This window comes from Candidatus Bathyarchaeota archaeon (genome assembly GCA_026014465.1).
In the GTDB taxonomy this organism is placed as follows: domain Archaea; phylum Thermoproteota; class Bathyarchaeia; order Bathyarchaeales; family Bathycorpusculaceae; genus JADGNF01.
The window spans coordinates 286112-310249 of sequence record JAOZID010000010.1 but is presented as its reverse complement, the minus strand read 5'-3'; the positions used below and the strand labels follow the sequence as shown (position 1 = coordinate 310249).

Below are 24138 nucleotides of genomic sequence, written 5' to 3'. Positions count from 1 at the left end.
TACGTCTCTTCTTGCTTGTGGTGGGTTAGCGTTTTTGGTAGGTTTCTTTTTGTTTTTTCCATTCGGCGTGTTTTTCAAGCAGGGTGCAGGTTTGCTGGATTATGAAGTCTTCTACGCTTTCAAAGGGCGTGTTTAGGTCGCGTATGGCTTGTTCTAGGCGGTCGTATTCTTCTTTTTGGATTTCTATGTATTCTATGTCGTTTTTGAGGTATTGTAGGCGGTAGCGTATGGCGTCGCGGATGAATTCTTCGCGGGTGGTGTATCCGAGTTGGCGGTTGTTTTCGATGAAGTTTTGGGTTTCGTTGAGTAGTTCGGGGGGTAGGGTGACGCTTTGGCTTAGTAGGCTTTCGATGGCGTCGGTGTAGGTTTGCATTTTCATGGTTTGAGCGGTTATTTCTCCGAGCATGCCGGTTAGTCTTTGGTGTGCGTCGTCGCTTATGCGTAGGGTTTTCATGTTTTTGCCTCAGTGTTTTTTTGTTGAGTAAAGCTAATAAAGCTTTTTAGTATACCCAGTATACACACTATACGAGGTAAATTCAATGAAACATCACATAAGCATAACCATGGACCAAAAACTATACCGCGAAATCGAAACCATCCGCGGAAGAGAAAAACGCAGCACCTTCATCGAATACCTAATAAAAAACGGATTAAAAACCTACAAAAAACAAAAACCCAACACCCAAACTCCCACCTTAGCCATCCCAACAGAAAAGCAAGAAGACCCCAACCATTACAGCATCAAAATCACTTGATACCCCAACGGTTGGTTACCTTCACCATCAAGAACACCACAACCGCCACAACTAGGAAGGTAATTAGCGCAACTAAAAAGTTGCCCACGCCAAAGCTTTGCTCTCCAACCACGTATGTTAACGTTGCCAAATCGTTAATCCCTGGAATTGCAAGGCCGATGACGGGGAGAAGCAAATCTTTTGCCAGTGACTGTACAAGACCGCCCAGGTAGATGCCGATGATGAAGGCAATTGCAAGCCCCATGACCTTGTATTTTTCAATGAAGCTTTTGAACTCTTGCCATAGCCCCTTGGGTTCAGGCGCAGGAGGCGCAGGCTTAGGCTCCAGTAACGCACGGATTTTGCGCAGTTCCTCTAACGCTTCATTATCAGTTTTTGACAACAAACTCGCCAAACAAAATCTATGCCGTCCGCATTAATAAGCTTTGCAACAAAACCGCGATACAAGGTGAAGGGGAAGTGGTGGGCCGAGCCGGATTTGAACTGGCGACCTTTCGATTATCAGTCGAACGCTCCAGCCGTGCTGAGCTACCGGCCCACATCAAGTGCCAACACCATAATGTCCCTTTGGTTTATAAGACTTATCATAAATCTTTTAATCTTTGACTGCAGTTGCATAATGTTCTGGAATGGGTTCGTAGCCTAGCACGGATTAAGGCGTCGGCCTTCGGAGCCGGAGACCCTGGGTTCAAATCCCAGCGGACCCGCCACATCACCACACCAAAAACACACGCTACTTTTTATGACGGCAAGGTGGTTGGTTTGCCTTTGATGTTGCAAAGGCTAATTGCGTGGCGATGCTTTCGTTCACACTGACTGCGCAAACGCAGGTTCTCAAGACGATGCTTTAATCTGTTGACTATTCTCTGGGTCTTTTTCTTTATTTCTTTGTTCAATAAGAAGCCAATGCTTGCACCAATTATGATTAACACAATAACGGTTAGTGCATACTGCATGTAGCTGTTGAAGGCTATGATTGCCAAAAGACTAATTGTTACCATGTAGGAAATAGGGAATACCGCAGAACGTTTCATAATTTTTTTGATTACAGCGTTGCCACGTTGTGTATCCCGCTTTGAGATATAGTCGGATATTGCAAGGTTTTCTTCCTTTGTTCTTGAGCTTTCTATATTCACTATCCTCTTCAAATCCACATAATATGGTTTATCAATCCCAAATTGTTTGACTTTGTCAGCTATCCCCGTGTAATGTGCATAAGAGTTTAATGTATAATACCCTGCAAGGGCAAAAAGTAGGTATAACAAAACTGCCAGGATCAAAATAAGTTGTTCAAAAAGAGTTAAGGATGCTCCAAAAATGCTGTGTAAAGATTGGATAATTGCCGAAAGGGTTACTAACCCGAATACAGAAGCCATTAAAAGACTAACAAAGGATGTAGCACGGCTGTTATAATAGTCTAGTATGCCACATAAAAGGTCTGGATTAGCTTTCCAACCTGTAGGTCCATTATGTTTAACCCTAAGAGTGTGGTCAGATAACGCGTTCGCGATTTCTAGATACTCTTTTTCGTCAAGTTTTTGACACTGGTCTTCGGAATAATATTTTCTTGATAATACTGGTAATAGTTTACTCCGTAGATTAGAATCTTCTTTTCTCTGCAATAATTTTATAAAATCCAAGTATGTCCATTTTCCAAACGTTACATATGGTTCAATTTTATGGACCCTGTATTCTTTCCCATCTTTATCTGCTCGTAAAGGCGCAGCATCAGAGATAACTTTGAATAAACCCACAACTACACCGTCATTTTTAGCGTAGTAAACTATGATGTCGCCGTTTTTAATTTTAAACGTCGTCTTCTTTTTTCCATTTTTATTTGATTCAGGAGATTTATACTCCTTAATATGATCGTTATGTTCATAATGCTCTTGAAGACTTTGTATTACAAACCAAAATTCTTGGATTTTAGTTGTCTCCTACGCTTGCCTTGAAATTGTTCTAGCAGATAGTGTATAAAAGATTTTATTATCTATGTTCAGTTGTAGCTCGCATCTACTGTCTTTCAAAGTTTGGACTGGTCGCCAACTACTTGCTGGAAGTCTTTTCTATGGCCTAAAGCATCATTTCTGTCACACCAAACGCGCATACCAAAAGTGCGGTCAAAAGGTCGAACCAAACAAACGCCGTTACCTCTTTAGATATCTGAACCGTTAAACCATAAAGACAAAAGCAACTCTTCTTCTTTATCACTCGAACATCCTGTTCCGTTTTGTGTTTAGCTTCTAAGTGTTGTTTGGTGGTTTCGCGTTAGAGCTTTATAGTTTCTTGTGTTAGTTGTCAAGCGAATTGGTATGCAGTCTTCTAAGGATAAAGATGTGTTGGGTTCTGGTGGTTATTGGAGTATTGGTGAGGCGGCGGATTGTGGTGTTTTGGCTCTGTTTCCTGCGTTTAGGCATTGGGAGGGTTGTAGTCAGACGAGGCGGTCGGCTGTTTTTAAGCAGCTTGCGTGCATTTATGAAATCGGCTGTAAAGGTTCTGTTTCTTCTTTAGAGTTATCGCAGGCGCTTGGTATGTCTAGGTATTCCTCAGCGCGCAGCCTCAAAACTTTAGTATCTCTTTCTTTGGTGGACATAAACAAGACCCGCAGACCCCACAAGTACTATCTTACAACCAAAGGCGTTATTGCTTTGATGGTTTTTCCCGACTTTCAAGCCTTACCCAAGATAACACGTATCCTTACAGCTCATAGGAGAAAAAATGACTGCTTAGCCTTTGCTTTGCTTTTGATTGGAAACTGCGAAGACAAAAACAAAGTTATCCCCCGCACCTTAGTAGACTACGCCAAAAAAGGCGGCACCATTGAATCTGTCGATGCAAAAGCTGTTTCGGAGGTCTTGCTTGCATTTTACAGCTTGGAAGCCAAAACTCGCGGCGAAGCATTGCCAAACTATTTGGGCGTATTTCAGGAATTTACCACGGCTGGTTTTCAGCAGGTTCTCCAATTGCTTTTGTCAGCCATGAAACCCACCGCGAATGATTATAATTGGCTTGTAGAGTTCTTTGGTGAAGTTGTTGAGTTCTATTATAATCCTGCGCGGTTAGCTTATCTTAATCTTTTGCCGCAAAGCCCAAGGCTAAAACGGGGGCTTGAGCGGTTCAAGAAAAAACAGGAACAGCAGATAACCCAGGCGGGTTCAAAATTAGAGGTTACATTTAATGTTCCAAGCGCAAACGTGTCAAAGTTCATGACAATGCCGTCTCATCTGCGGGCTATGGCTACGCGGTTACTTCTTGAGCCCCTGCAGTTCATCAACCAGGAGCTATCAGAGTTCTTCTGGGATACCTGACGCAAGGGGCTACTAATTATTCAAATAGCGCGTATTTAACTCATCATATTTCGTTTTGCGCTTGCTTCGTGTAGGGTTTCCTGTTTTCCTGAATGGTATTCCCTGAATCTTCTGCAGTATTTAGTCTTAAGTTTTATATATCAAGAACAAGAAACTTACGTTGAGGATAAAAAATGTCATCAGCGTTAAGCATAGGCACTGAATTGGCAAGCGTCCCTTTTGATCAGATGATACGAAATCTGCTTTTAGCAATGGTTTCAGCGCAAAACGAAGCTAACTCGTCATTCATTGCGGGAGTGCAGGACTTAGCCGAAGCAGAAGTTTCTATAAAATACAACAAGACCAGCGACAACTCTAATCAGGAGCAGACCATTAGCGGCAATGCTTTAGCCTTTGGAATTTTGCCCACTCTGTTGCAGATACAAAACGGTACGATTCAGATCAAGATGGTCATTACGATGCAAAAGACCACTGAAGCGTCTGTTCATGTAAAGGCTAAGGGCGGTTGGGCATTCTTCTCCGCGTCGGTGGATGCCAAATACTCTAGCAAGTACTCCTATTCAGTTACAGCCTCAAGCTTCATAGAAATCAAAGTTGCGCCAGCGCCACCCCCTGAACCCCTGATGAGAGTAATTGACAAGATAGTGCAAGACACTACTGCAGAGCCAGCCGAGCCGTCAGAGTAAGCAAGCATGATACACCAACCCATCACCCTTTTTTCCTTGATTTCAGGTCTAATTCAGCAAGCTAACGATGGTTTGTATCAAGCTCTTGAAGCATCTTCTGGCGAAGACCCAGTTTTTGTTGCCCCTCAAATCGAAGTTAAAATCCGCTGTTTTGTTACCCAAAATGGCACCTTAAAAATCGCTCCTTCAAATGGTTTAGCGTCAAATTATTATGGAGTAACTGGCGATAGTTTATTGTCGCTGAAGTTTAAATTACAACCCAAGTGATTGATATGTCTACAGACAGAATAAAAAAAGTTGATTTAAAAAAAGTTAATGCCGCCGTCGTGAAACCCCAGCTAGAGTTTACCAGAAAAATTGACCCTGGAACTCTGGTCATGTCCATACAAAAGGACCTTATCCGCGTTAATGATTTTGCCATGAGCCAAGAGCGCCCCACTACATACGTGCTTTCAGATTTTAACATACAGCTTAAAGCAGTGGTTTCTCAAGAATCCGAAAAAACCATGATTATACTCCCCACAAAACCCGACGAGTTAGACCCCAACTCCATGAGCCTGGTGAATATTTCTCTTAAACCCATACCTACCAACGTGAAGCCTTCAACTAACACTCGACCCATTGAAGCAATCGAAGGCATAGGGTTACTAACAGCAAATAAACTGCGCGAAATTGGCATCCACACCATTGCGGACTTAGCTTTGGCATCGCCTAAGGACATAACCAAAGTAGGCGTTCCCAGCAAACAAGCCTCAGAGTTCATTGGCATGGCAAAACTCATGACAAAAAGCAACATGGCAGGCATAGACGGCGTTGACGAGCCAGCTGCAGAGTTGCTTGTAGTCGGTGGAAAGATAGATTCAAAAGAAAAACTTGCCCAAGCCAACCCCGAAGAACTATACAAGAACCTAACCGCCGCCGCAAAAACCAAAAAAGTTCAGTTGCCTACAGGTTTCAAGCTGGCTCCTGACGATGTTGCCCGATGGGTTTCTTCTGCAAAAACTCAGCTTGAAAAAAATGCTGAAAAATAAGGGTAAGCCACATGTCAACGGGTCAGGGCGAAGTAGCGCTTAACGATATGATTCGAGACCTTTTGCTGTCAATGGTTTCCGCGCAGGCAGACGCCAACAAAGCCTTCCTTGAAAGCATTGATGACCTAGCAAGCACCAACATATCGATAAGCTACCAAAAAAACGTGGGCGCGGGCAAAAAGGAGCCGCGCCAAATCACGGGGTCAGCATTGGCTTTTGGGGTATCGCCTGTTTTGCTTCATATTCAAAGTGGCGTTATAGAGCTTAGAACCGCGTTAAGTTTGGATGCAGACAAGTCTTCAGGTTCGACAACTAAATCTAAGCGAAGAGCACCTTACTTGTTCAAAGCTCAAACGGTGGATGCTAAATATCAAAATGCCTACTCATACAAGACCGAGACATCAAGCATCATCAGGCTCACAGTTGTTCCTGTGCCGCCCTCACAAAATTTAGCTAACAGCATCAAAAACGCAGAAATTAAAGGTACCGCGGCAAAATTATGATTTGCCCATCAATACCTTAATATCTGTGTTGCTGGTATGTTGGCATTAAAACGTGTTGATTGACACTTTCTAGGTACGATATAAAATTGGAAGATTTCATGTTTCTTTTCAAGGAATTAGCATTTGAAAATTTTAAAGGTGATATTATTGAAGATTGAAGTGCTTGGTGGAGCTCGTGAAGTAGGCGGCTCATGTGTTTCAGTTGGAACAGAATTCTGCAAAGTCGCGTTGGATTATGGAACAAAACTTGACGAAGACCCCCCAGTGTTTCCAAAAGATTTTGACGCCGTAATTGTAAGCCATGCTCATCTGGACCATTCAGGCAATCTTCTGGGTTTGTCTAAAAAGACCCCCGTAATCGTTGGTTCACCTATGACCCGCGATGTCGCAGTAGACTTGCTATATGACATGGTCAAGATTCAAAATCATAACGGAAACAAAGATTTCCCCTACGACGAACGAGACGCCGAGAAAATCCGCAAAGCTTGGTGGACACGCAACTCCATTGGCTTGCCTGATATGACTTTGCATTTGCATCATGCAGGTCACGTGGCAGGAGCCAAAATGACCAGCGTTCACGCGGAAGACAAAAAAGTCCTGTACACAGGCGATTTTTGCATACACGACACCGAAATCTTGGACGGCTGCAACCTCAAAGAGCTGCCCAAACGACCCGACGTTCTGATTTCCGAGTCCACGTACGGTGGCAGAGTCAGGGCTCCAAGAAACGAACTAATCGAACAACTCTTCACGCACGTGCGCAACACGATAAAACGCAAAGGCAACATCTTGATGCCCACATTCGCGTTTCACCGCAGCCAAGAAATGGCAAAACGAATCGACCACGCCATGGAAACAGGCGCTTTGCCCAAATACAACGTCTACACCATATCGAATTTAGCCAACAAAATCAACGGCTACTTTAACCAGAATAAACAGATTTTTACGCAAGATATCCAAAACCAAAACCAGCCCTTCAAGTACCGTCACGTGAAGCACCTGTACCGCACCAGCCAAATCAAGGAACCCGCGATTGTGATTTGTACGTCGGGTTTTGGTCACGCTGGGGCAAGTCTTCAGTTGCTTGCTGACTGGGCAGGGAACGAAGCTAACTCGGTTGTTTTGACGTCGGGGTATTTGCCTCCTGACAGTCCGCTTACACAGGCTAAAGAAGAAGGTCACTTCATGCATAACAATGAAACCATCACCGTGAATGCGACAGTGGAGCAAGTTGAGCTTTCGGGGCACGCAGACCAGTTAGAACTCATAGAGATGGTTCGAACCCTCAAACCCAAGCAGACCCTTCTGGTTCACGGCGATTTAGAACAAGCACAAGCTCTTAGCGAAGAAATCAGCCACCTAACCGACGTCACTATACCACAAAAAGGCGAAACCCTAACAATATAACAACCAAAGCTGCCCTCACCCTTTCTCTTTTTCGCCACTGCTACAGAGGACCTGTTTTTCGCCGTTTTCAAACAAAACCACTTTCCCCAAAACGCTAAGGGCTCCGTTTTCGCAGACAAGCGCGGCTTTTTCAGGTATGGCATAGATTCTTTCTTGCATGGAGAAGCGTTTGAGGATTTCGTCTTTAAAGGGTTTGTAATGAACTTTAACGGTAAAATCTGCCAGCCCTAAACCTGGAACAATTTTTGCTGCGCCACTATATCTTGTCGTGACTACGCCATATCTTCCAAGAACTAACGCCCCTGCACTCCTACCCACAATGACCCCGCCGTAACCGCGCAGCAACTCATCAACACCTGTCTGCTGCAGCCGAGAAAACAAAATGCTCAACTGTCCCCCAGCCAAATAAACCAAATCCGCCCCCGCAACCTTGCCCGCTAAATCCTCCAAAGGCTCCGAGAACTCCGCAAATCCAACCTCACGCGCACCCAAACTCTGCAAGTACCTAAACAATAACTGCTTACGCCTAAATGCCCTATCAAAAGAAGCCTTCGCCCAAGAAAAAACCAAAACCCGCGGTGCACTCCCAGCATCCCCAAATGCTGCCGCGTTAATCTCCCACGCATCACGCCTAACTACACGCTCTCCACCCAGAAGATACAACTTCGCCATAACAACACAAAAACCACGACTCGTTAATATGTAGCTTGGATACAAACGCTGATAGAGGCGGTTTCTGATTCAGCTCAAGCCTAAAAACTATTACACAAACCAGACCCCCTCCCCCTTTTCTGCATACAATTAATATCAGCAGCCTAATAGATGGTAAATAGGTTGGTGTTGGGGTGGTTTGTGGTGGGGGTTTGCCGTTATGTTCTTAAGGTGTTGGTTGTTTTTAGTTTGGCGAATGCAGGCTGATAGTGTTGGATGTTGAGAAACGTATTGAGTTGATTTGTAGGGCTCCTGCGGAGGAGGTTTTGACTGCGGAGGATTTGCGGCAACTGCTGGAAAATCAAGAGCATATTGTTGCGTATAACGGGTTTGAACCTTCAGGGCTTGTGCATTTGGGAACGGGTGTTATCTGCGCGTACAAGATGAAGGATTTCGTGGAAGCAGGCATACACTTCAAAGCTTACCTCTCCACATGGCACGCGTGGCTAAACAACAAACTCGGCGGCGACCTCACGTTAATTCGCAAAGCCGCAGACCTGTTCCGCCACAGCTGGATAGCCCTAGGTGTCCCAGCCGACAAAGTAGAATTCATCTACTCCGATGAGCTCTACAAAGACATCGAGTTTTGGTCCAAAACCGTAAAAATCGCCAAAAACCTCACCCTAGCTCGAACAACACGCACCCTTGAAATCGCAGGGCGAAAAGAAACCGAAGCCCGATACGTCAGCGACTACCTCTACACGCCCATGCAGGTCGCCGATATTTTCCATTTGGACGTGAAAATCTGCCAGTTGGGCATGGACCAGCGTAAAGCTAACGTTGTTGCCCGCGAAGTAGGCGAAAAAATCGGTTACTGGAAGCCTGTTTGTGTGCATCATCACCTGTTGCAGGGTTTGGAGAAACCCAAGGTTTGGCCAATTCCTGAAGGTCAAGAACGCGAAGCCGTAGCCAGCGCCAAAATGAGCAAAAGCAAACCCGACACCTGCGTCTTCATCTACGACACACCAGCCGAAATCAAAAAGAAACTCTCCCGCGCGTTTTGCCCCGAAAAGACCGTCAAATTCAACCCAATACTTGACATCTGCAAATACATCATCTTCCGAGAAACCCCAGTCTTCACCATTGAACGCCCCGCAAAATTCGGCGGCAACATCGCCTTTGAAAGCTTTGATGAGCTTGCGAACGTGTATACTCAGGGCAACCTGCACCCGCAAGATCTCAAAAACGGCGTAGCCCAGCAACTTGGCACGATTCTAGCGCCAGTCCGACGATACTTCGAAGCAAACAAAGACGCCAAAGAATGCCTCGAAACCATACGGCAAGCAAAAATCACAAGGTAACCACGGCGTTGTCTGCGCGTCTAAAAGAAAAAGAGGAAAAAATCCGCCGCATCCTAGACGCAGTAGCCGAAGAATCCGCCCGCGGCACCTACCTTATCGTTGAGGGACACAACGACATCGTTGCCCTGCGTGACCTTGGCATGAAAGGTCCCATATTTGCAGTGAAGACAGGCGGCAAATCTTTTGACCAAGCGCTGCAAGAAATCGAAGCGACAGGCGCCTCCAAAGTGATTTTGATGCTGGATTTTGACCGACGCGGCATCGAAGCCACCAAACTCCTAAAACAGAACTTGGAACCCAGAAAAATTGTGCCTAACATCAGGTACTGGCGTGCCCTGCGCGTAATAATGCTGCGTGACGTTCAGTGCATTGAGGGCATACCTTCGTACCTGCAGACTCTGGCAAGCAAAACCAGCCACCACCACGAGTAACTGCGCAGGCAGCAGGGCTACTTTTGCAGTTGTTTTTTGATGGCGTCTTGGGCTACTTTGACTGCTTCGGGGAGCTTTTCGGGTTGGGTTCCGCCGCCTTGGGCAAAGTTGGGTCGTCCGCCTCCACCTCCTCCGAAAATGGGGGCTGCTTGTTTGACGATTTCTCCTGCGTGTACGCCTTTTGCGGTGGCTGCGTTTCCCGCCATTATCATGAGTTTGGCGGTTTTTGTGTCTGCACCGTAGAATACTGCGATGGTGTTGTCGTTGCGTTTGATGAGTTCTGTGGCGGTTTGTACCATGCGGTTGACGTCAGTTTCTTGTTCGAAGTCGCGGGTGACGAGTTGGATGCCGTTGATTTCTTGGGTCTGCGCCGAGGACTCTAATGCGCCGCTTTCTTTGGCTGCTAATTCCTTGATTAGTTTGCGTTTTTCGGCGTTTGCTTCTTTGAGTTCCAAAGCCATTTTCTGCGCGGTCTTGTCGAGTTTTTCTATGGGCGCGTTTAGGGTTTCAGCAACTTTCCAGACGAGCAGTTCTTGTTTTTGGACAGCTTTGACTGCTGCCATTCCCACTGCATACACTAATCGTTCTACGCCGTCTTGCACGCGCTCGGTGCTAAGGATTTTTAGGTAGCCGATTTCGCCTGTGCTTTTCAGGTGCGTTCCTGCGCAAGCTTCTATGTCCCAGTTGCCTGTTTTGACTACGCGGATGTCTTTGCCGGGGACGGCACCTCCTTGGTAGAGTCTAAATCCGTAGAGGGTTTCGGCTTCGTTTCGGGGCAGCCAAGTGGTTTCTACGGGCATATCTGCTAATACGGCTTCGTTTGCCAGCCGCTCGATTAGGTGGATTTCTTCAGGTGAGAGGCGTTTATAATGTGAAATGTCCAAGCGGGTGCTTACTGTTCCTTTTTGGGTGCCGCTTTGCCAGACATGATCGCCCAGTACACGCCGTGCAGCCCCGTTAACCAAATGAGTTGCAGTATGCGCCTTCATCAAAGAGTAACGTTTCTCCCAATCTAAAATCCCATGAACCACCGCGCCCTCCAGTGGCATCTTGTCGGCTTTGATTTTGTGCAGTATGACCCTGCCGACCTTCTTCACTGCTGTAACTTCGGCTCTAACGCCGCCTTCATACGCGAAGTAGCCGTGGTCTGCAGGTTGCCCGCCGCCTTCAGGATAAAACACCGTCCTATCCAACGCCACGTACTCTTTGTTGATGATTTTGAGGATTTTGCCGTCGAATTCGCGCAGGTACGGTTCGGGATAGTAGAGTTGCTCGGTTGGCGGCAGGTCTGCGGTGGCTTCGTCTAGGCGGTGGTCTTTTGTGGGGGTTTCTTTTTCGGTGGGTTTGGAGGCTTGCATGTGCCGATTCGCAACTAACGCGTAGAAGTCGTCGGGGATTTCCACGGTTATGCCTTGGGTTTCGGCTGCTTGTTTGACGATTTCTGGGGGTAGTCCGTGGGAGTCGTAGAGTTCGGAGAGGGTTTGGTTTGAGATTTGGCTGGTGTTTTGGGTTTTAAGCTCTGTGGCTAAGCGTTTGACTATGCCTTCGCCGCGTTTGAGGGTGTCTTCGAATTTTTCCTGCTCGTTTTTGAGCATTTCGACGATTTCGTTTTGCATCTTTGGAATCTGCGGGAAATCCTTGCCCCAGTGCCGTGCTTGGAGTTCGATGATTTTGTAGATGCAATCAGGATTCATGCCTAGCGAGCGCATGAGGCGGTAGACGCGGCGGTACAGCAGCCGTGCAAGGTAGCCTTCTTGGATGTTGCTGGGAACAACGCCCTCGGCAAGCATGAAACTCAATGTTTTGGTGTGGTCAGCAACTGCCCATGCGTTCTCCAAGGGGATTAGCACTTTTTCCATGGTCTGCATATCCACGCCTGAAAACTCGGATACACGCTGGCGTGTCAACCTGCGATTCGCCATCTTATCTACGTTAACCAGACCCGAATACTTTGCCACACGCGCAAGCAAACCCTCATCCACGCCTGTAATGCCCGCCATATCCAGAACTTTATCGAGCAAGCCACCGTAAATTGCCCTAAACGCACTGGGCACACCTTGGCTTATCCAAGCAAACCTGTCCAAGCCATAACCCGTATCCACCGTACGAATCGGCAACCTAACAAACTCATCCCCAACCACTTTGTACTCCATAAACACCAGTGTGCTAACTTCTAAGCCACGCACGACAGATTCTACAGCGGGACCTGCGTTGCCTCCGCCAGACCATACGTCTTCTTTGTAGATGACTTCTTCGCTTTTTATGCCTAAGGCGTCGGTGGCGAATTGGTGGTGCAGGCGTACGGTTTGGTCTTTCCAGTAGACTTCGTTGTCGGGGTAATTGAACGCGTGTGCTCCGCCCATTTCGAAAATGGTGGAGTGCCGGCCAAAGGTAGGTCCTGTGTTTGCGATGTCGGTTAATCGAATGCTGGGCTGCGAAATTACCAGTGGATTTGCGGGGGGCGGGGCGATGCCTTCGGTGACGTAAGGCTGAAAATCGATGATGCTTGCGTGGGTAAGGTAGATGTCGCTTCTCCAGCGTGCTACGACGGGGTAGGGTTTAACTCGGGTGTGACCTTGCTGCTCGAAAAAAGACAAAAATGCTTCACGCATCTCTCCAAGGCTAAAGGGGCGGCTCGTCGCAGGGTCATTAATAAAAGAGTAACAGCCACATTCGTCGCTTCCTGCCTCGCCGCAGGTCTCCATACTCGCGTCTTGCGTCCAGAAATACTCGCCGCATTTAGGGCAGAGTTTACGTATGAACCCTTCCTCTTTAAAGAAAGGCAAAGCGTAATCTTCAGCTGAGAATCGTTTAGGCATACAGACCACTATAGGTAAACGTGATTAGAAGTTTATGGATGCCGCGGATTTAAAACATTGCCTACCGTTTGGGGAACCGTTTGCTTTTGTTCTTGAAGATGGGGTGGTGCTTGCGGGTGTTTGTTGGCTGGTTTTCAATGTTAGATCTTAGTTTCATTTTTGAAAAGGGAGTGGTTTTGTGTTTCAAAACGTTTTATAATGATTTACGCGGTAAGTTAACGGTATTAGATAGAGAAGGGAGAAAAATAAGTGAAAGGCAATAAAAATCAATTTAAAATGAACAACGCGGGTTTTGCAAAGAAACCCTTGAAGGCGGCTGTTCTTGTGGGGATACTTGTTTCCACGTTACTCTTAACCGTAGCGGCTACAGGATTTGCCACAGCACAGACAACAGCGCCGCCAACAGAATGGACTCAAGCCTACGGCGGGTCACGCAGTGATCAAGCATATGACATTATCCAGACCAGTGATGGCGGATACGCACTAGCAGGCTACACAGGCTCGTTTGGCGAAGGCTACGATGATTACTGGCTAGTTAAAACTAACGCCGATGGCATCATGCAATGGGGCAAGACGTACGGCGGAACCAAAATGGACCAAGCATACTGTGTTATCCAAACCAGCGACGGAGGATACGCAATAGTAGGTCGTACTGCCTCTTCTGGTGCAGGCTACTATGATTACTGGCTAGTTAAAACCGATGCAGATGGTGAGATGCAATGGAACCAAACCTACGGCGGACTGTACGATGATTGTGCGTTTTGTGTAGTTGAAACCAGTGACGGCGGATACGCCCTAGGCGGACAAACAAAGTCATTTGGTGCAGGCAGCATTGATTACTGGCTGGTGAAAACCGACTCCAACGGCGCAATGCAGTGGAACCAGACATACGGAGGAGCAAGTGCCGATTACGCGTTTTGTGTAGTTCATACTAACGATGGCGGATACGCAATAGCAGGCTACACGGGCTCGTTTGGTGCAGGCAGCACTGATTACTGGGTAGTTAAAACTGATGCAAACGGTGTCATGCAGTGGAACCAAACTTACGGCGGAACCAACATTGAATACGCAGATTCTATCATTCAGACCAGTGATGGCGGATACGCACTAGCAGGCTACACGGCTTCGTTTGGTGCAGGCAACTACGACTACTGGCTGGTAAAAACTGATGCAAACGGTGTCATGCAGTGGAACCAGACCTACGGTGGTTCTAGCATCGAATATGCCCGCTGCGTCATCCAAACCAGCGACAACGGCTATGCCTTAGTAGGTCGCACATTCTCGTTTGGTGCAGGCAACTACGACTACTGGCTGGTAAAAACTGATGCAAACGGTGTCATGCAGTGGAACCAGACCTACGGTGGTTCTAGCATCGAATATGCCCGCTGCGTCATCCAAACCAGCGACGGAGGATACGCGCTAGCAGGTTACACGTACTCTTTTGGTGCAGGCAACTACGACTACTGGGCAGTGAAGATTGCTCCCGAAAGCCCGTTTGTAGTGCCTGAATATAACCTTGGAGTTGTGGGTGCGCTAGTTGCTTGTTTTGCAGCTTTAGCAGTTACCGCAACAGTTCGAAAACAAAAACACACAAAAACGACAGCATAAATCTTCATCTAACGGGGAAATCCCGTCCTTTGTTTTCTTTTTTCGCGTTAACCTGTCTGGTTTGTTTTATATAGTTTGGACGTTTTGGTTAGTTGGGGTTCTTGGCTGTGGATTCTGAGTTGGGGTTTGTGGTTTTTACTATTGGGCATTCTACGAGGACTGTGGAGGAGTTTGTTTCGATTTTACATGTGTATGGTGTGGGTTTGGTGGTGGATGTTCGGGCTGCGCCTCATTCTCGGCATACGCCTCAGTTTAGCAAGGAGAATTTGCAGGAGTTACTAAAAGCGGAGGGAATAAGGTATAGTCATGTGCCTGAGCTTGGGGGGTTTCGCAGGTCGCATTCTGATTCGGTGAATTTGGCTTTGCCCAAAGGCTTGAGGGGCTACGCGGATTATATGCAGACCCGAGAGTTCACGGAGAACCTGGCGCATTTGATTTCGCTTGCCCACACAGCCCAAACCGCCGTTATGTGTGCTGAAGCCCTGCCGTGGCGCTGTCACCGCTCGCTTCTCTCCGATGCCCTAAACGTACGCGGCGTCACTGTCGAGCACATCTTAACCGCAGACAGCCACCTGCGCCACAAGCTAACCGAAACCGCCCACGTAGATGGAACAAAAATTACGTACCCGCTCTACAGCGAAGAGGACAACCAGAGAACCCTTCTGGATTACTGATTCTGCCTTGCGGTTTTTCCCCACGATTGTATGTACATTTTTGTACTGAAAAGCCTTAAATATACCATTTGGGTATGTTTGCGAACTATAGGAGCACATGAAAATGGGGTATCGTCTTTGGCAACGCACAATCAACGCCTAAATCCGACAAGTTAGCTACGCCTTTGAATTTTAAGAAAATCCCCTTTGAGAAATCACCCATCGAAACGTTCTCTAAACTCTACAAGCACTGCCAAACAGCGTATCTGCTTGAATCCATCGAAGGCCCACGAAAACTTGCACAGTTCTCTTTTCTGGGTTTTAACCCTGAACTCACCATCCAAATAAAAAACGGCACCGCACAAATCCGCAACGAACGTTCAGGCAAGAAAACGGTGGAGCAAACAGGTGACCCGCTCGATGTGATTAAACGGGTTCTTGAGGGCAGAGCTACAGCAAATAAGGAATTTCGATTCGCAGGCGGCGCGGTCGGCTATATTTCGTATGATGCGGTGCGTTACTGGGAGAAACTGCCCCAAACCGCCGTGGATGACCTATCGTTTCCTGATGTAGAGATGGGCGTGTTTGATGATGGGATAGTTTTTGATCATCGTCAAAAGCGTGCGTATTACTATTATTATCGTGAGAATCGTTTGCCTGAGGTTAACGAGTTGCTTGGGCAGCCTGCTGAGTTTGAGCCGTTGCGGGTTAGTGAGCCGTCGGTGAATGTGTCCAAGGAGCAGTATGAACGTGCGGTTGAAACAGCTAAGCGGTACGTAACAGCGGGTGATATATTCCAAGTGGTACTGAGCAAACGTTACGACTTCAAATTCCAAGGCGACCTAACCCAGTTCTACGACGCCCTACGCACCATAAACCCCTCCCCGTACATGTACTTCTTCAAATCAGGCAAACACCAAATCGTTGGTTCCAGCCCCGAAATGCTCGCCCGAGTAGAAAACCGCACCTTAGAGACCTTCCCCATAGCAGGCACTCGACCGCGCACCGAAAACGCCGCCGAAAACCGCCGCTTAGCCAAGGAACTCTTAGCTGACCCTAAGGAATGCGCGGAGCATGTGATGCTGGTGGATTTAGCTCGAAACGACACGGGCAGAGTCTCCAAGTTCGGAAGCGTCCGAGTCCCCGAATTCATGCAGGTACACAGCTACAGCCACGTCCAGCACATCGTCTCAAGGGTCGTAGGCGACTTAACAGACGACTGCGACGGCTATGACGCCTTGCGCGCCGTTTTTCCCGCAGGAACAGTTTCAGGAGCCCCCAAAGTCCGTGCCATGGAAATCATCGACGAACTCGAACCCAACAGCCGTGGACCCTACGCAGGTGCCGTGGGCTACTTTAGCTACAACGGTAACGCAGATTTCGCCATAACCATACGCACCCTGTTTGCAAAAGGCAATAAAGCGCATGTTCAGGTGGGTGCGGGTATTGTGGCGGATTCGGTTCCTGAGCGGGAATGGTTTGAAACTGAGCATAAAGCTGGGGCGCTTATGAAAGCACTCAAAGAATCAACTGGAGGCAGTATGTAGTGAAGGTTTTGGTTATAGACAATTATGATTCGTTTGTTTACAATCTTGTGCAGTATATCGGAGAATTTGGACCTGAAGTTGTGGTTTACCGTAATGACCAAATTACCTTGCAGCAGGTGCAGGAGCTTAAACCTGACCGCATTGTGCTTTCACCTGGTCCGGGGCACCCAGCCGACGAGAAATACTTTGGAGTCTGCAAGGCAATTCTGCAGCAGGTAAGCCCCACAGTCCCCACCCTAGGCGTTTGCTTGGGGCATCAGGGCATAATCAGCACGTACGGCGGCAAAGTCGTCTCAGCAAAACGGTTGATGCACGGCAAAACCAGCAAAATCAAACACGACAACCGCAACCTCTTCGCAGACGTACAAAACCCCTTCACCGCAACCCGCTACCACTCACTTGCAGGCGAAAAAGACACAATCCCCGACTGCCTAGAAATCACCGCCCAAGCCATGGACGACGGCGAAGTCATGGGCGTACGCCACAAACAGTACCCTATAGAGGGCATACAATTCCATCCTGAATCCATATTGTGTGAAGACGGGAAAATTATAATCAAGAACTTTTTGGAAGGGACAAGACAACCATGATAAAAGAAGTTATAGCTCGTCTGGTTGAAGGTATTGACCTCTCCAGCAGCGATGCCCAGCAAGCCATGACAGAGATTATGTCGGGGCAAGCAACTAACTCCCAAACCGCCGCTTTCTTGACAGCATTGCGAATAAAGGGTGAAACGGTGGAGGAGTTGACCTCGTTTGCGGGGGTTATGCGTGGGAACTGCTGTAAAATCCGACCAAAGGTGCAGGGTCGTTTGGTTGATACTTGCGGAACAGGCGGAGACAAACTCAAGACCTTTAACATCAGCACTGCCTCAGCGTTCGTAGCAGCAGGCGCGGGCATAACCATAGCCAAACACGGCAACCGCTCCGTCACCAGCAAAAGCGGCAGCGCAGACGTTCTCGAAAAACTCGGCGTCAACCTAGCCATGGAACCCCAAACCGTACAACAAACCATCGAACAAGTCGGCATCGGATTCATGTTCGCACCCGCCTTTCACCCAGCCATGAAATACGCCATAACACCGCGGCGCGAAATCGCAATACGCACCGTCTTTAACGTGCTAGGACCGTTGACTAATCCTGCATGTGCAAACGCGCAGCTTCTAGGCGTTTACGACGGTAAACTAACTGAGCCCTTGGCTAAGACGCTACGGGGGTTAGGCTGTGAGGAAGCGTTAGTTGTGCATGGTTTGGATGGGCTTGACGAAATCTCCACTTTAGGCAAATCCAAAATTTCGCTGCTACGCGAAGGCACCGTTATGACCATGGAGGTTTCGCCTGAAAGTTTTGGAGTAAATCCAGCTCGTATCGAAGATCTGCAAGGCGCAGACCCAGAAGAGAACGCGCAGATACTGTTTGATATCCTAAACGGGCAATGCTTAGAGGACGACGCGAAACGTGACATTGTGCTGGTTAACAGTGCGGCGGCTATTATGGTCGGGGGCGGCGCGGAAGATTTTTCGTCGGGCATGGATGTTGCTAGAGAATCCATTGGCAGCGGCGCGGCGTACCGTAAGCTTAAGATGCTTGTTGAGGCGTCGGGCGGCGATTTGTCAAGGCTTGAGGAGTTGGAACAGCGCTATGCCTGACTTCTTGGATACCTTGGCTAAGGACGCACAGCAAACCGTGCAGTCAGGATACTACCAGCAAGCACCCAATAGCCCCACAAAAGTATCGGCAAGCCTAAAAACTGCTGTTTTGCAAAGCAAAGCCGCCGCCGTCATAACCGAAGTCAAAGGCGCATCGCCCTCTGCGGGAACCATTCGCAAAGACTTCGCCCCAGCGCAAATCGCAAAAGCCATGCAAAAAGGCGGCGCCGCGGGAATTTCTGTTCTTACTGAGCCCAAGCATTTCAATGGTTCGTTGCAGTATTTGGTGGAGGTTCGGGGCGCTGTGGGGTTGCCTTTGTTGATGAAGGATTTCGTGGTTGACAGCGTACAGTTGGATGCCGCCGTGCAGGTGGGCGCGAATGTAGTTTTGTTGATTCAGGCGCTTTTTGACCGCGGCTACTGCAGCTGCAGCCGTGACGAGATGATTGAGCAGGCTCATAGGCGGGGTTTGGAGGTTTTGCTTGAAGCCCACACCGCCGACGAGTTCCGATACGCCGTAGACAGCGAAGCTGATTTGGTGGGCATTAATAACCGTAACCTTGCCACGTTGGGGGTGGATTTGGAGACTACGCGCAGGATTTTGGCGGAAAACGACGTTGCGGGTAAGGTGGTTGTGAGTGAAAGCGGCGTGCATGCGGCGTCGGATGTGGCGTTTTTGTTTGGGTGTGGTGCGAAAGGCTTTCTTGTTGGTTCTGCAATAATGTTATCTACTAATATAACAGATAAGGTCAATGAACTTGTATGTGCTATTGAGGGATGTTGATGCATACGACTCGTGAAGGCGATGAAAACATAAACAAAGAGTTAAGCAGTTACCCTGTGGACGGGAAATACGGCAAGTACGGCGGACGCTTTGTTCCAGAAGTCTTAATGGAAGCCATAACCGAACTTGAAGAAGCCTACAATCTAGCTAAAATCGACGAAAAATTCACTCACGAACTCTCATATTACTTAAGCGAATACGTCGGTAGACCCACAACGCTTTACTTTGCAGAGAACCTCACAAGGCAGGTAGGCGGAGCCAAAATTTACCTTAAACGCGAAGACCTCGCGCACGGGGGCGCCCACAAAATCAATAACACCATTGGACAGGCGCTTTTGGCACGGCGTATGGGCAAACCGCGCGTTATCGCAGAGACAGGGGCGGGTCAGCATGGCGTGGCGACTGCGATGGCTTGCGCAGCGTTGGGGCTCAAATCCGAAGTCTACATGGGCTCAGAAGACACCGTACGCCAAAAACTGAACGTTTTCCGCATGAAACTGCTGGGCGCAAAGGTACACCCCGTGGAAGCAGGCAGCAAAACCCTCAAAGACGCCATAAACGAGGCGTTCCGCGACTGGGTCGTCAACCTCAAAAACACGTATTACCTAATTGGCTCAGTTGTTGGTCCTCACCCATACCCCATGATTGTGCGTGATTTCCAAAGCGTCATAGGCAACGAACTCAAAGTCGAATTCCTCGACAAAGAAGGAACCCTTCCCCAAGCTTTAGTCGCGTGTGTAGGCGGAGGAAGCAACGCTTTGGGCACGTTTTACCCATTTGAAGATAACCCTGAAGTCAAGCTTTACGGCGTAGAAGCCGCAGGCGAAGGCATAGAAACAGGCAAACACGCCGCATCGCTAGGCGCAGGCTCCGAAGGCATCTTCCATGGCATGCACACCTACATCCTGCAAGACGAAGACGGACAAATCCAAAACACCCACAGCATCTCCGCAGGCTTAGACTACCCCGGCGTAGGTCCTGAGCATTCATTTTTGAAGTCGCTACAAAGAGCACAGTACGTTTCAGCAACCGATAGAGAGACGGTAGATGCGTTTCTTGCCTTATCCAAGCTTGAGGGCATCGTGCCTGCTTTGGAGTCCTCGCATGCAGTGGCGTTTGCCATGAAACTAGCTGAGCAGATGAAGCCTGACGAATCCGTAGTGGTTACGTTGTCGGGTCGTGGTGACAAAGACGTGGAAACCATAGCGGCGTATTTGGGGGTAAAAATGTGAGCAAAATAAGCAGCGTGTTCGAGCAGCTCAAAGCCAAAAACGAAGGCGCCCTTATCGGGTACATTACATGCGGCGACCCCAACCCAACTCAGACCCTGCAAATAGCGCAATCCCTAATCCGCGGAGGCGTCGACATACTCGAGTTGGGACTGCCTTTTTCTGATCCCATCGCGGACGGACCAACCATACAAGCCGCAAGCATACGCGCCCTGAACGCAGGAACCACCCCCGCCAAAGTGCTGGATGTGGCAAAGCAGATACGCCAACAAAGCAGCGTCCCCTTAGTCATCATGACCTACTACAACCCCGTCTTCAAAATGGGCTTAGACAACTTTTTTTGCCAAGCCAAAAACTGCCTTGTCGACGGCATAATCGTTCCCGACTTGCCCGCTGAGGAAGCCAAAGACTGCAAACAAGCCGCAAGATGCAAAGGCGTAGACACAATTTTCCTAGCTGCCCCATCCACAGGCAACGAACGCCTACGCAACATCGTGGCTTGCTCTTCAGGTTTCCTATACTTGGTTTCACATTTTGGCGTCACGGGTGCCAAAGCGGATGTTTCGGAGTCAACAATAGAGTTGGTGCAGCGGGTTTTGCCTTTTACGCGTGAGCATATTGCGTTGGCGGTGGGTTTTGGAGTCTCCAAACCTGAGCATGTACGTCGTATACTTGCGGCAGGGGCAGACGGCGTCATAGTCGGTAGCGCATTCATCAACATAATCAGCAAAAACCTCAACGACCACGATGCCATGCAAAAAGAACTTGAAGCAACCGCACGCGAACTAAAAACCGCAACCCTAAACCCTTAACCCTCCCGTTTTTTGGGTGCCTTAAAGGTTTTCCAAAAGGTTCATTTTGGTAGATGTACAGCTTTATACACTTGTTAGAGGTCTTAACTTTGGATGTTGACATCAAAATTGTGAAGGAGCAAATGCCCAAGGATTTAGTGCTTGTTGTTGGGCTTCCGGGTATTGCGTATATTGGCAAGTTATCTGTTGACTATTTGGTGAAGCAGCTTAAAGCTGAGTTGATTGGAGAGGTTTACTCGCGGTATTTCCCGCCTTACGTTGTGATTAAAGAGGACGGGTTGGTGGAGCTGTTGAAAAATGAGCTGTACCACTACAAGGACGAAAAAGGACAGGATTTTGTGTTCTTCACAGGCAATGCACAGGCGTTTTCTCCTGAAGGACAATACGAAATTGCGGATAAAATCTTGGATTGGGCAAGCCAAAACGGCGTGAAACGGGTTTTCTCGGTGGCAGCTTTAGTTACCGACAAACCGTTTGAGACCCCGCAGGTTTACTGCACCGCAACCAGCCCCGAACTTCTTGAAGAACTCAAAAAACACGATGTTAAACCCTTGGACAGCGGCGTTATCGGTGGAGAAAACGGCTTGATTTTGGGTCTTGCCCGAAAGAAAGGACTAGAAGGTGCCTGTTTGCTGGCAGAAACCCACGGGTACCAGCTATCCACGGGCGAGTACGTCACGGACGCAAAAGCAGCCAAAGCCGCACTGCACGTTGTCGAAGCAGTTTTGCAGCTCAAACTGGACATGGACCCTATGGACAAACAAGCCAAGCAGATGGATGAAGTCGTAGCTAAAATGACCGAGATAGAACGCCGCGTACGCGAAGAAATGACGCAATCCAGCAAACGACCCAGCTACGTCACCTAAAAGAAGGACACCCACATGGAAAAGGGCATTTGGATAAAACAGCACAAAAAAGCCGACCTCAAAGACGCCACCGCTATAGTTGGCGCCCCAGGTTTGCGTTCCATAGGCAAATTAGTCGTTGACGAGCTGGTCAAACAAAAAAACGCGGAGCCCCTCGCCGACTTATACTCAACACACATGCCCTCTATCTACGAAACCAAACCCGCATACGCAGCCCACCCCGCCATGCCAGGTCTTGGAGGCGTCATCATCGAACAGGGCACACCCGATTTGCCCAAAGTCCAATTCTACGCAAACGAAGCACCCAAAACAGTTTTTGTCAGGGGTTATCACGCCAATTTTGAGGGCCAGTATGATGTAGCGTCGAAGGTTGCAGATTTTCTTTTCGAATTGCAGGTTAAAAGGGTAATTGTAGTGGCGGGTTATGGCGCAAAACAAGAGCCAGAGAAGAAGCTGTGCTGCGCCGGTACGGACGCCAGTGTTCTTGAGGAATTAAAAACCAAATACGGCGTGGACATCGGCTACAAGGGACCGTTTATGGGTTTTTCAGGGCTTGTTTTTGGTTTATCAAAACTACGCGGAATCCAAGCGCTGTGCCTTTTCGCCAGCACTCAACCCACAGAAACCGACCTAGAAGCCCCAGACAACGACGCAGCAAAAATCATCATAGACAAACTAAACCAGATGATACAGTAAAACCACAACGGGTCTGCCTAACGTTATAGCGGAAAACGTAAGACCAACCCTTCACAAACATAGAGACGTAGCGGCTTTTGTTTTCTATTTTGGCAGCTTGCTCGAAGATTGCTTGTCTTTGCTTGTGAAGGGCTGGTGACGACACCTTTCTCCTTTCTCCTCAATTCACCTTAGGCGTCTAAATTTAAAAGTCGTATTTCCAAAGACACAATATGCCAACGCGTGTATCATTGGCTGTTTAGGGGGATGCCCTTGAGGTATTTGTTCCAAAGATACGCAGCCGCGTAGCCTGCAGTGGCTCCTGTAGCAGGTCCCATGAACGCAACCATCAGGTCCAAAAACGGCGAGGCGGTAATGATTTGAGGAAAAACGGTGCTGGCGTAGTAGCTTACAAACCCGATAATCAACGTGCTGCATGCCATAGCTGCCATCAAACGGTTGCGGTTAACACCCTTATTTGTCGCGTCAACTTTGAAAACCACCGTAAACACATCCACCATAACACCATACAAGCACGTGTAAATTATGGTAAACGGAATGAAGCTGGGGCGAAACAGGCTCGTAAGCGTTCCCCCAACCAAACCCACATACGTCGCACCCGCCCTCTTAACAAACAACGCACTCAACGCAAGCAAAATCGCATCCACCGCAATCAAAATCTTATCAATAGGCGGAGGCACAAAAAACCTAGTAACAGCCATAACAGACCCAAACAACGCAACAATAAACAACCTATACGTCTTCTGCACAGCTGTTCTTCCTCGCATACATAGCAAAACTACAATTTAAAAACATTAACATCACAAAACCCACCAACCAACCCCAACACAGCCTATTTGCCATCTATTTGGTTGCTATTTTTAATTGTATGCAGAAACGATAGGGGGAGGGGGTCTACCAAAAGTGAAGCTTTTTTGAACTGGCCAAAAGAGGTGGCGGATTGTTTGTTTGATTGTTTGTTTGTATCCCGTGTAACCTAACACTCAACTTCACTGTGAGGCGGCACGCCTCTCTAAGTTAAGCTCTCTCTGGCACGGGATGTCGAGCCTGTTACACGATTTGGTAAAAACCAAGCGTCACAGGTGCAAGCCAAACTTACTCCTCTGTTGGTTCCGTCTTACGTGCTTGCTCTACGGTCGACAACAAAACAAAGCAAACAGACCGATTTAAAGCTCATGCCATAACAAACCAAACACACAACAAAACTGCAACAAAGATGGGGCCGGGGCTGGGATTTGAACCCAGGCAAAAGGCTCCACAGGCCTCTATGCTGCCAAGCTACATCACCCCGGCCACGCGTTAGGTCACATGAGCTTTTACCGTTTAGAGGGTTAAAGCGTGAC

25 protein-coding genes and 3 tRNA genes are annotated in these 24138 nt (G+C 48.1%); 20 read left to right on the top strand and 8 right to left on the bottom strand.

All coding sequences use genetic code 11. The features are described 5' to 3' along the window. Positions 1 to 25: 25 nt before the first annotated feature. Complete coding sequence (locus NWF04_03695; protein ID MCW4005685.1) at positions 26 to 454, bottom strand: hypothetical protein; 429 nt, start codon at positions 452 to 454, stop codon at positions 26 to 28. A gap of 85 nt (positions 455 to 539) precedes the next feature. Here NWF04_03695 and NWF04_03690 point away from each other — a divergent pair, with 85 nt between their 5' ends. After that, positions 540 to 755: a hypothetical protein gene (locus NWF04_03690; protein MCW4005684.1), complete on the top strand. Its 216-nt coding sequence runs from the start codon at positions 540 to 542 to the stop codon at positions 753 to 755. Here the strand turns inward: NWF04_03690 and NWF04_03685 are convergent. Both NWF04_03685 and NWF04_03680 read right to left on the bottom strand, forming a co-directional pair. Beyond that, entirely contained in the window at positions 748 to 1137 is a 390-nt protein-coding gene (locus tag NWF04_03685; protein ID MCW4005683.1) for an MscL family protein, read from the bottom strand. The genes NWF04_03690 and NWF04_03685 overlap by 8 nt on opposite strands. Positions 1138 to 1215: 78 nt before the next feature. Beyond that, positions 1216 to 1293, bottom strand: a tRNA-Ile gene (locus NWF04_03680). 93 nt (positions 1294 to 1386) lie between these two features. Between NWF04_03680 and NWF04_03675 the strand changes: the two genes are divergently transcribed. Next, positions 1387 to 1465, top strand: a tRNA-Arg gene (locus NWF04_03675). 30 nt (positions 1466 to 1495) lie between these two features. Here NWF04_03675 and NWF04_03670 read toward each other — a convergent pair. Continuing rightward, complete coding sequence (locus tag NWF04_03670) at positions 1496 to 2620, bottom strand: EVE domain-containing protein (GenBank protein MCW4005682.1); 1125 nt, start codon at positions 2618 to 2620, stop codon at positions 1496 to 1498. Between the two features lie 447 nt (positions 2621 to 3067). On the opposite strand from NWF04_03670, the gene NWF04_03665 reads away from it, so the two are divergent. From NWF04_03665 to NWF04_03640, 6 genes are all read left to right on the top strand, one after another. Next, positions 3068 to 4063, top strand: a complete 996-nt coding sequence (locus tag NWF04_03665) for a hypothetical protein (GenBank protein MCW4005681.1) — start codon at positions 3068 to 3070, stop codon at positions 4061 to 4063. A 173-nt stretch (positions 4064 to 4236) separates the two neighbouring features. Then, entirely contained in the window at positions 4237 to 4749 is a 513-nt protein-coding gene (locus NWF04_03660; protein MCW4005680.1) for a DUF2589 domain-containing protein, read from the top strand. Positions 4750 to 4755: 6 nt separating this feature from the next. Further along, positions 4756 to 5016, top strand: coding sequence for a hypothetical protein (locus NWF04_03655; protein ID MCW4005679.1), 261 nt, complete (start codon positions 4756 to 4758; stop codon positions 5014 to 5016). Positions 5017 to 5021: 5 nt separating this feature from the next. After that, a complete protein-coding gene (locus NWF04_03650) occupies positions 5022 to 5780 on the top strand; it encodes a DUF4332 domain-containing protein (protein ID MCW4005678.1) in 759 nt (252 codons plus the stop codon). A gap of 11 nt (positions 5781 to 5791) precedes the next feature. Next, positions 5792 to 6283, top strand: a complete 492-nt coding sequence (locus NWF04_03645) for a hypothetical protein (protein MCW4005677.1) — start codon at positions 5792 to 5794, stop codon at positions 6281 to 6283. A gap of 147 nt (positions 6284 to 6430) precedes the next feature. Then, on the top strand, positions 6431 to 7690 hold the full coding sequence (locus tag NWF04_03640) for an MBL fold metallo-hydrolase (GenBank protein ID MCW4005676.1): 1260 nt from the start codon (positions 6431 to 6433) through the stop codon (positions 7688 to 7690). 15 nt (positions 7691 to 7705) lie between these two features. On the opposite strand, the gene NWF04_03635 is transcribed toward NWF04_03640, so the two are convergent. Continuing rightward, entirely contained in the window at positions 7706 to 8362 is a 657-nt protein-coding gene (locus tag NWF04_03635; GenBank protein ID MCW4005675.1) for a Type 1 glutamine amidotransferase-like domain-containing protein, read from the bottom strand. A 251-nt stretch (positions 8363 to 8613) separates the two neighbouring features. Between NWF04_03635 and NWF04_03630 the strand changes: the two genes are divergently transcribed. Further along, positions 8614 to 9702 carry a tyrosine--tRNA ligase gene (locus NWF04_03630; protein MCW4005674.1) on the top strand — a complete coding sequence of 363 codons (1089 nt, stop codon included), beginning with the start codon at positions 8614 to 8616 and terminating at the stop codon, positions 9700 to 9702. Positions 9703 to 9710: 8 nt separating this feature from the next. After that, positions 9711 to 10133: a toprim domain-containing protein gene (locus tag NWF04_03625; GenBank protein ID MCW4005673.1), complete on the top strand. Its 423-nt coding sequence runs from the start codon at positions 9711 to 9713 to the stop codon at positions 10131 to 10133. A 17-nt stretch (positions 10134 to 10150) separates the two neighbouring features. On the opposite strand, the gene alaS is transcribed toward NWF04_03625, so the two are convergent. Further along, positions 10151 to 12952 carry an alanine--tRNA ligase gene (gene alaS, locus NWF04_03620; protein ID MCW4005672.1) on the bottom strand — a complete coding sequence of 934 codons (2802 nt, stop codon included), beginning with the start codon at positions 12950 to 12952 and terminating at the stop codon, positions 10151 to 10153. Between the two features lie 249 nt (positions 12953 to 13201). Between alaS and NWF04_03615 the strand changes: the two genes are divergently transcribed. The 10 genes from NWF04_03615 (at position 13202) to NWF04_03570 (ending at position 22795) form a co-directional block, all read left to right on the top strand. Next, positions 13202 to 14560: a hypothetical protein gene (locus tag NWF04_03615; GenBank protein ID MCW4005671.1), complete on the top strand. Its 1359-nt coding sequence runs from the start codon at positions 13202 to 13204 to the stop codon at positions 14558 to 14560. 107 nt (positions 14561 to 14667) lie between these two features. After that, complete coding sequence (locus NWF04_03610) at positions 14668 to 15234, top strand: DUF488 domain-containing protein (GenBank protein ID MCW4005670.1); 567 nt, start codon at positions 14668 to 14670, stop codon at positions 15232 to 15234. A gap of 164 nt (positions 15235 to 15398) precedes the next feature. Further along, on the top strand, positions 15399 to 16760 hold the full coding sequence (gene trpE, locus NWF04_03605) for an anthranilate synthase component I (protein ID MCW4005669.1): 1362 nt from the start codon (positions 15399 to 15401) through the stop codon (positions 16758 to 16760). After that, on the top strand, positions 16760 to 17350 hold the full coding sequence (locus NWF04_03600) for an aminodeoxychorismate/anthranilate synthase component II (protein ID MCW4005668.1): 591 nt from the start codon (positions 16760 to 16762) through the stop codon (positions 17348 to 17350). The genes trpE and NWF04_03600 overlap by 1 nt, the downstream gene beginning before the upstream one ends. Next, on the top strand, positions 17347 to 18408 hold the full coding sequence (trpD, locus tag NWF04_03595; protein MCW4005667.1) for an anthranilate phosphoribosyltransferase: 1062 nt from the start codon (positions 17347 to 17349) through the stop codon (positions 18406 to 18408). The genes NWF04_03600 and trpD overlap by 4 nt, the downstream gene beginning before the upstream one ends. Beyond that, a complete protein-coding gene (locus NWF04_03590) occupies positions 18401 to 19192 on the top strand; it encodes an indole-3-glycerol-phosphate synthase (GenBank protein ID MCW4005666.1) in 792 nt (263 codons plus the stop codon). Before trpD ends, NWF04_03590 begins: the two co-directional genes overlap by 8 nt. Positions 19193 to 19248: 56 nt before the next feature. Continuing rightward, entirely contained in the window at positions 19249 to 20424 is a 1176-nt protein-coding gene (gene trpB / locus NWF04_03585; GenBank protein ID MCW4005665.1) for a tryptophan synthase subunit beta, read from the top strand. Then, a complete protein-coding gene (trpA, locus tag NWF04_03580) occupies positions 20421 to 21233 on the top strand; it encodes a tryptophan synthase subunit alpha (GenBank protein ID MCW4005664.1) in 813 nt (270 codons plus the stop codon). The genes trpB and trpA overlap by 4 nt, the downstream gene beginning before the upstream one ends. A gap of 89 nt (positions 21234 to 21322) precedes the next feature. Continuing rightward, positions 21323 to 22099, top strand: coding sequence for a proteasome assembly chaperone family protein (locus tag NWF04_03575; GenBank protein MCW4005663.1), 777 nt, complete (start codon positions 21323 to 21325; stop codon positions 22097 to 22099). 15 nt (positions 22100 to 22114) lie between these two features. After that, complete coding sequence (locus NWF04_03570) at positions 22115 to 22795, top strand: PAC2 family protein (protein MCW4005662.1); 681 nt, start codon at positions 22115 to 22117, stop codon at positions 22793 to 22795. A 227-nt stretch (positions 22796 to 23022) separates the two neighbouring features. Here the strand turns inward: NWF04_03570 and NWF04_03565 are convergent, their stop codons facing one another. Then, the gene (locus tag NWF04_03565) at positions 23023 to 23544 is read right to left on the bottom strand and encodes a hypothetical protein (GenBank protein ID MCW4005661.1); all 522 of its coding nucleotides are present in this window, start codon (positions 23542 to 23544) and stop codon (positions 23023 to 23025) included. 468 nt (positions 23545 to 24012) lie between these two features. After that, positions 24013 to 24088: transfer RNA gene (locus NWF04_03560), tRNA-His, on the bottom strand. Between the last annotated feature and the right edge of the window lie 50 nt (positions 24089 to 24138).

Bases quoted from the DNA above. Each gene is read 5' to 3' on its own strand.
- NWF04_03650 (MCW4005678.1), top strand. From the start codon at position 5,022: ATGTCTACAGACAGAATAAAAAAAGTTGATTTAAAAAAAGTTAATGCC.
- NWF04_03660 (MCW4005680.1), top strand. From the start codon at position 4,237: ATGTCATCAGCGTTAAGCATAGGCACTGAATTGGCAAGCGTCCCTTTT.
- NWF04_03590 (MCW4005666.1), top strand. From the start codon at position 18,401: ATGCCTGACTTCTTGGATACCTTGGCTAAGGACGCACAGCAAACCGTG.
- NWF04_03570 (MCW4005662.1), top strand. From the start codon at position 22,115: ATGGAAAAGGGCATTTGGATAAAACAGCACAAAAAAGCCGACCTCAAA.
- NWF04_03655 (MCW4005679.1), top strand. From the start codon at position 4,756: ATGATACACCAACCCATCACCCTTTTTTCCTTGATTTCAGGTCTAATT.
- NWF04_03695 (MCW4005685.1), bottom strand. From the start codon at position 454: ATGAAAACCCTACGCATAAGCGACGACGCACACCAAAGACTAACCGGC.
- trpD (MCW4005667.1), top strand. From the start codon at position 17,347: ATGATAAAAGAAGTTATAGCTCGTCTGGTTGAAGGTATTGACCTCTCC.
- NWF04_03665 (MCW4005681.1), top strand. From the start codon at position 3,068: ATGCAGTCTTCTAAGGATAAAGATGTGTTGGGTTCTGGTGGTTATTGG.
- NWF04_03690 (MCW4005684.1), top strand. From the start codon at position 540: ATGAAACATCACATAAGCATAACCATGGACCAAAAACTATACCGCGAA.
- alaS (MCW4005672.1), bottom strand. From the start codon at position 12,952: ATGCCTAAACGATTCTCAGCTGAAGATTACGCTTTGCCTTTCTTTAAA.
- NWF04_03635 (MCW4005675.1), bottom strand. From the start codon at position 8,362: ATGGCGAAGTTGTATCTTCTGGGTGGAGAGCGTGTAGTTAGGCGTGAT.
- NWF04_03645 (MCW4005677.1), top strand. From the start codon at position 5,792: ATGTCAACGGGTCAGGGCGAAGTAGCGCTTAACGATATGATTCGAGAC.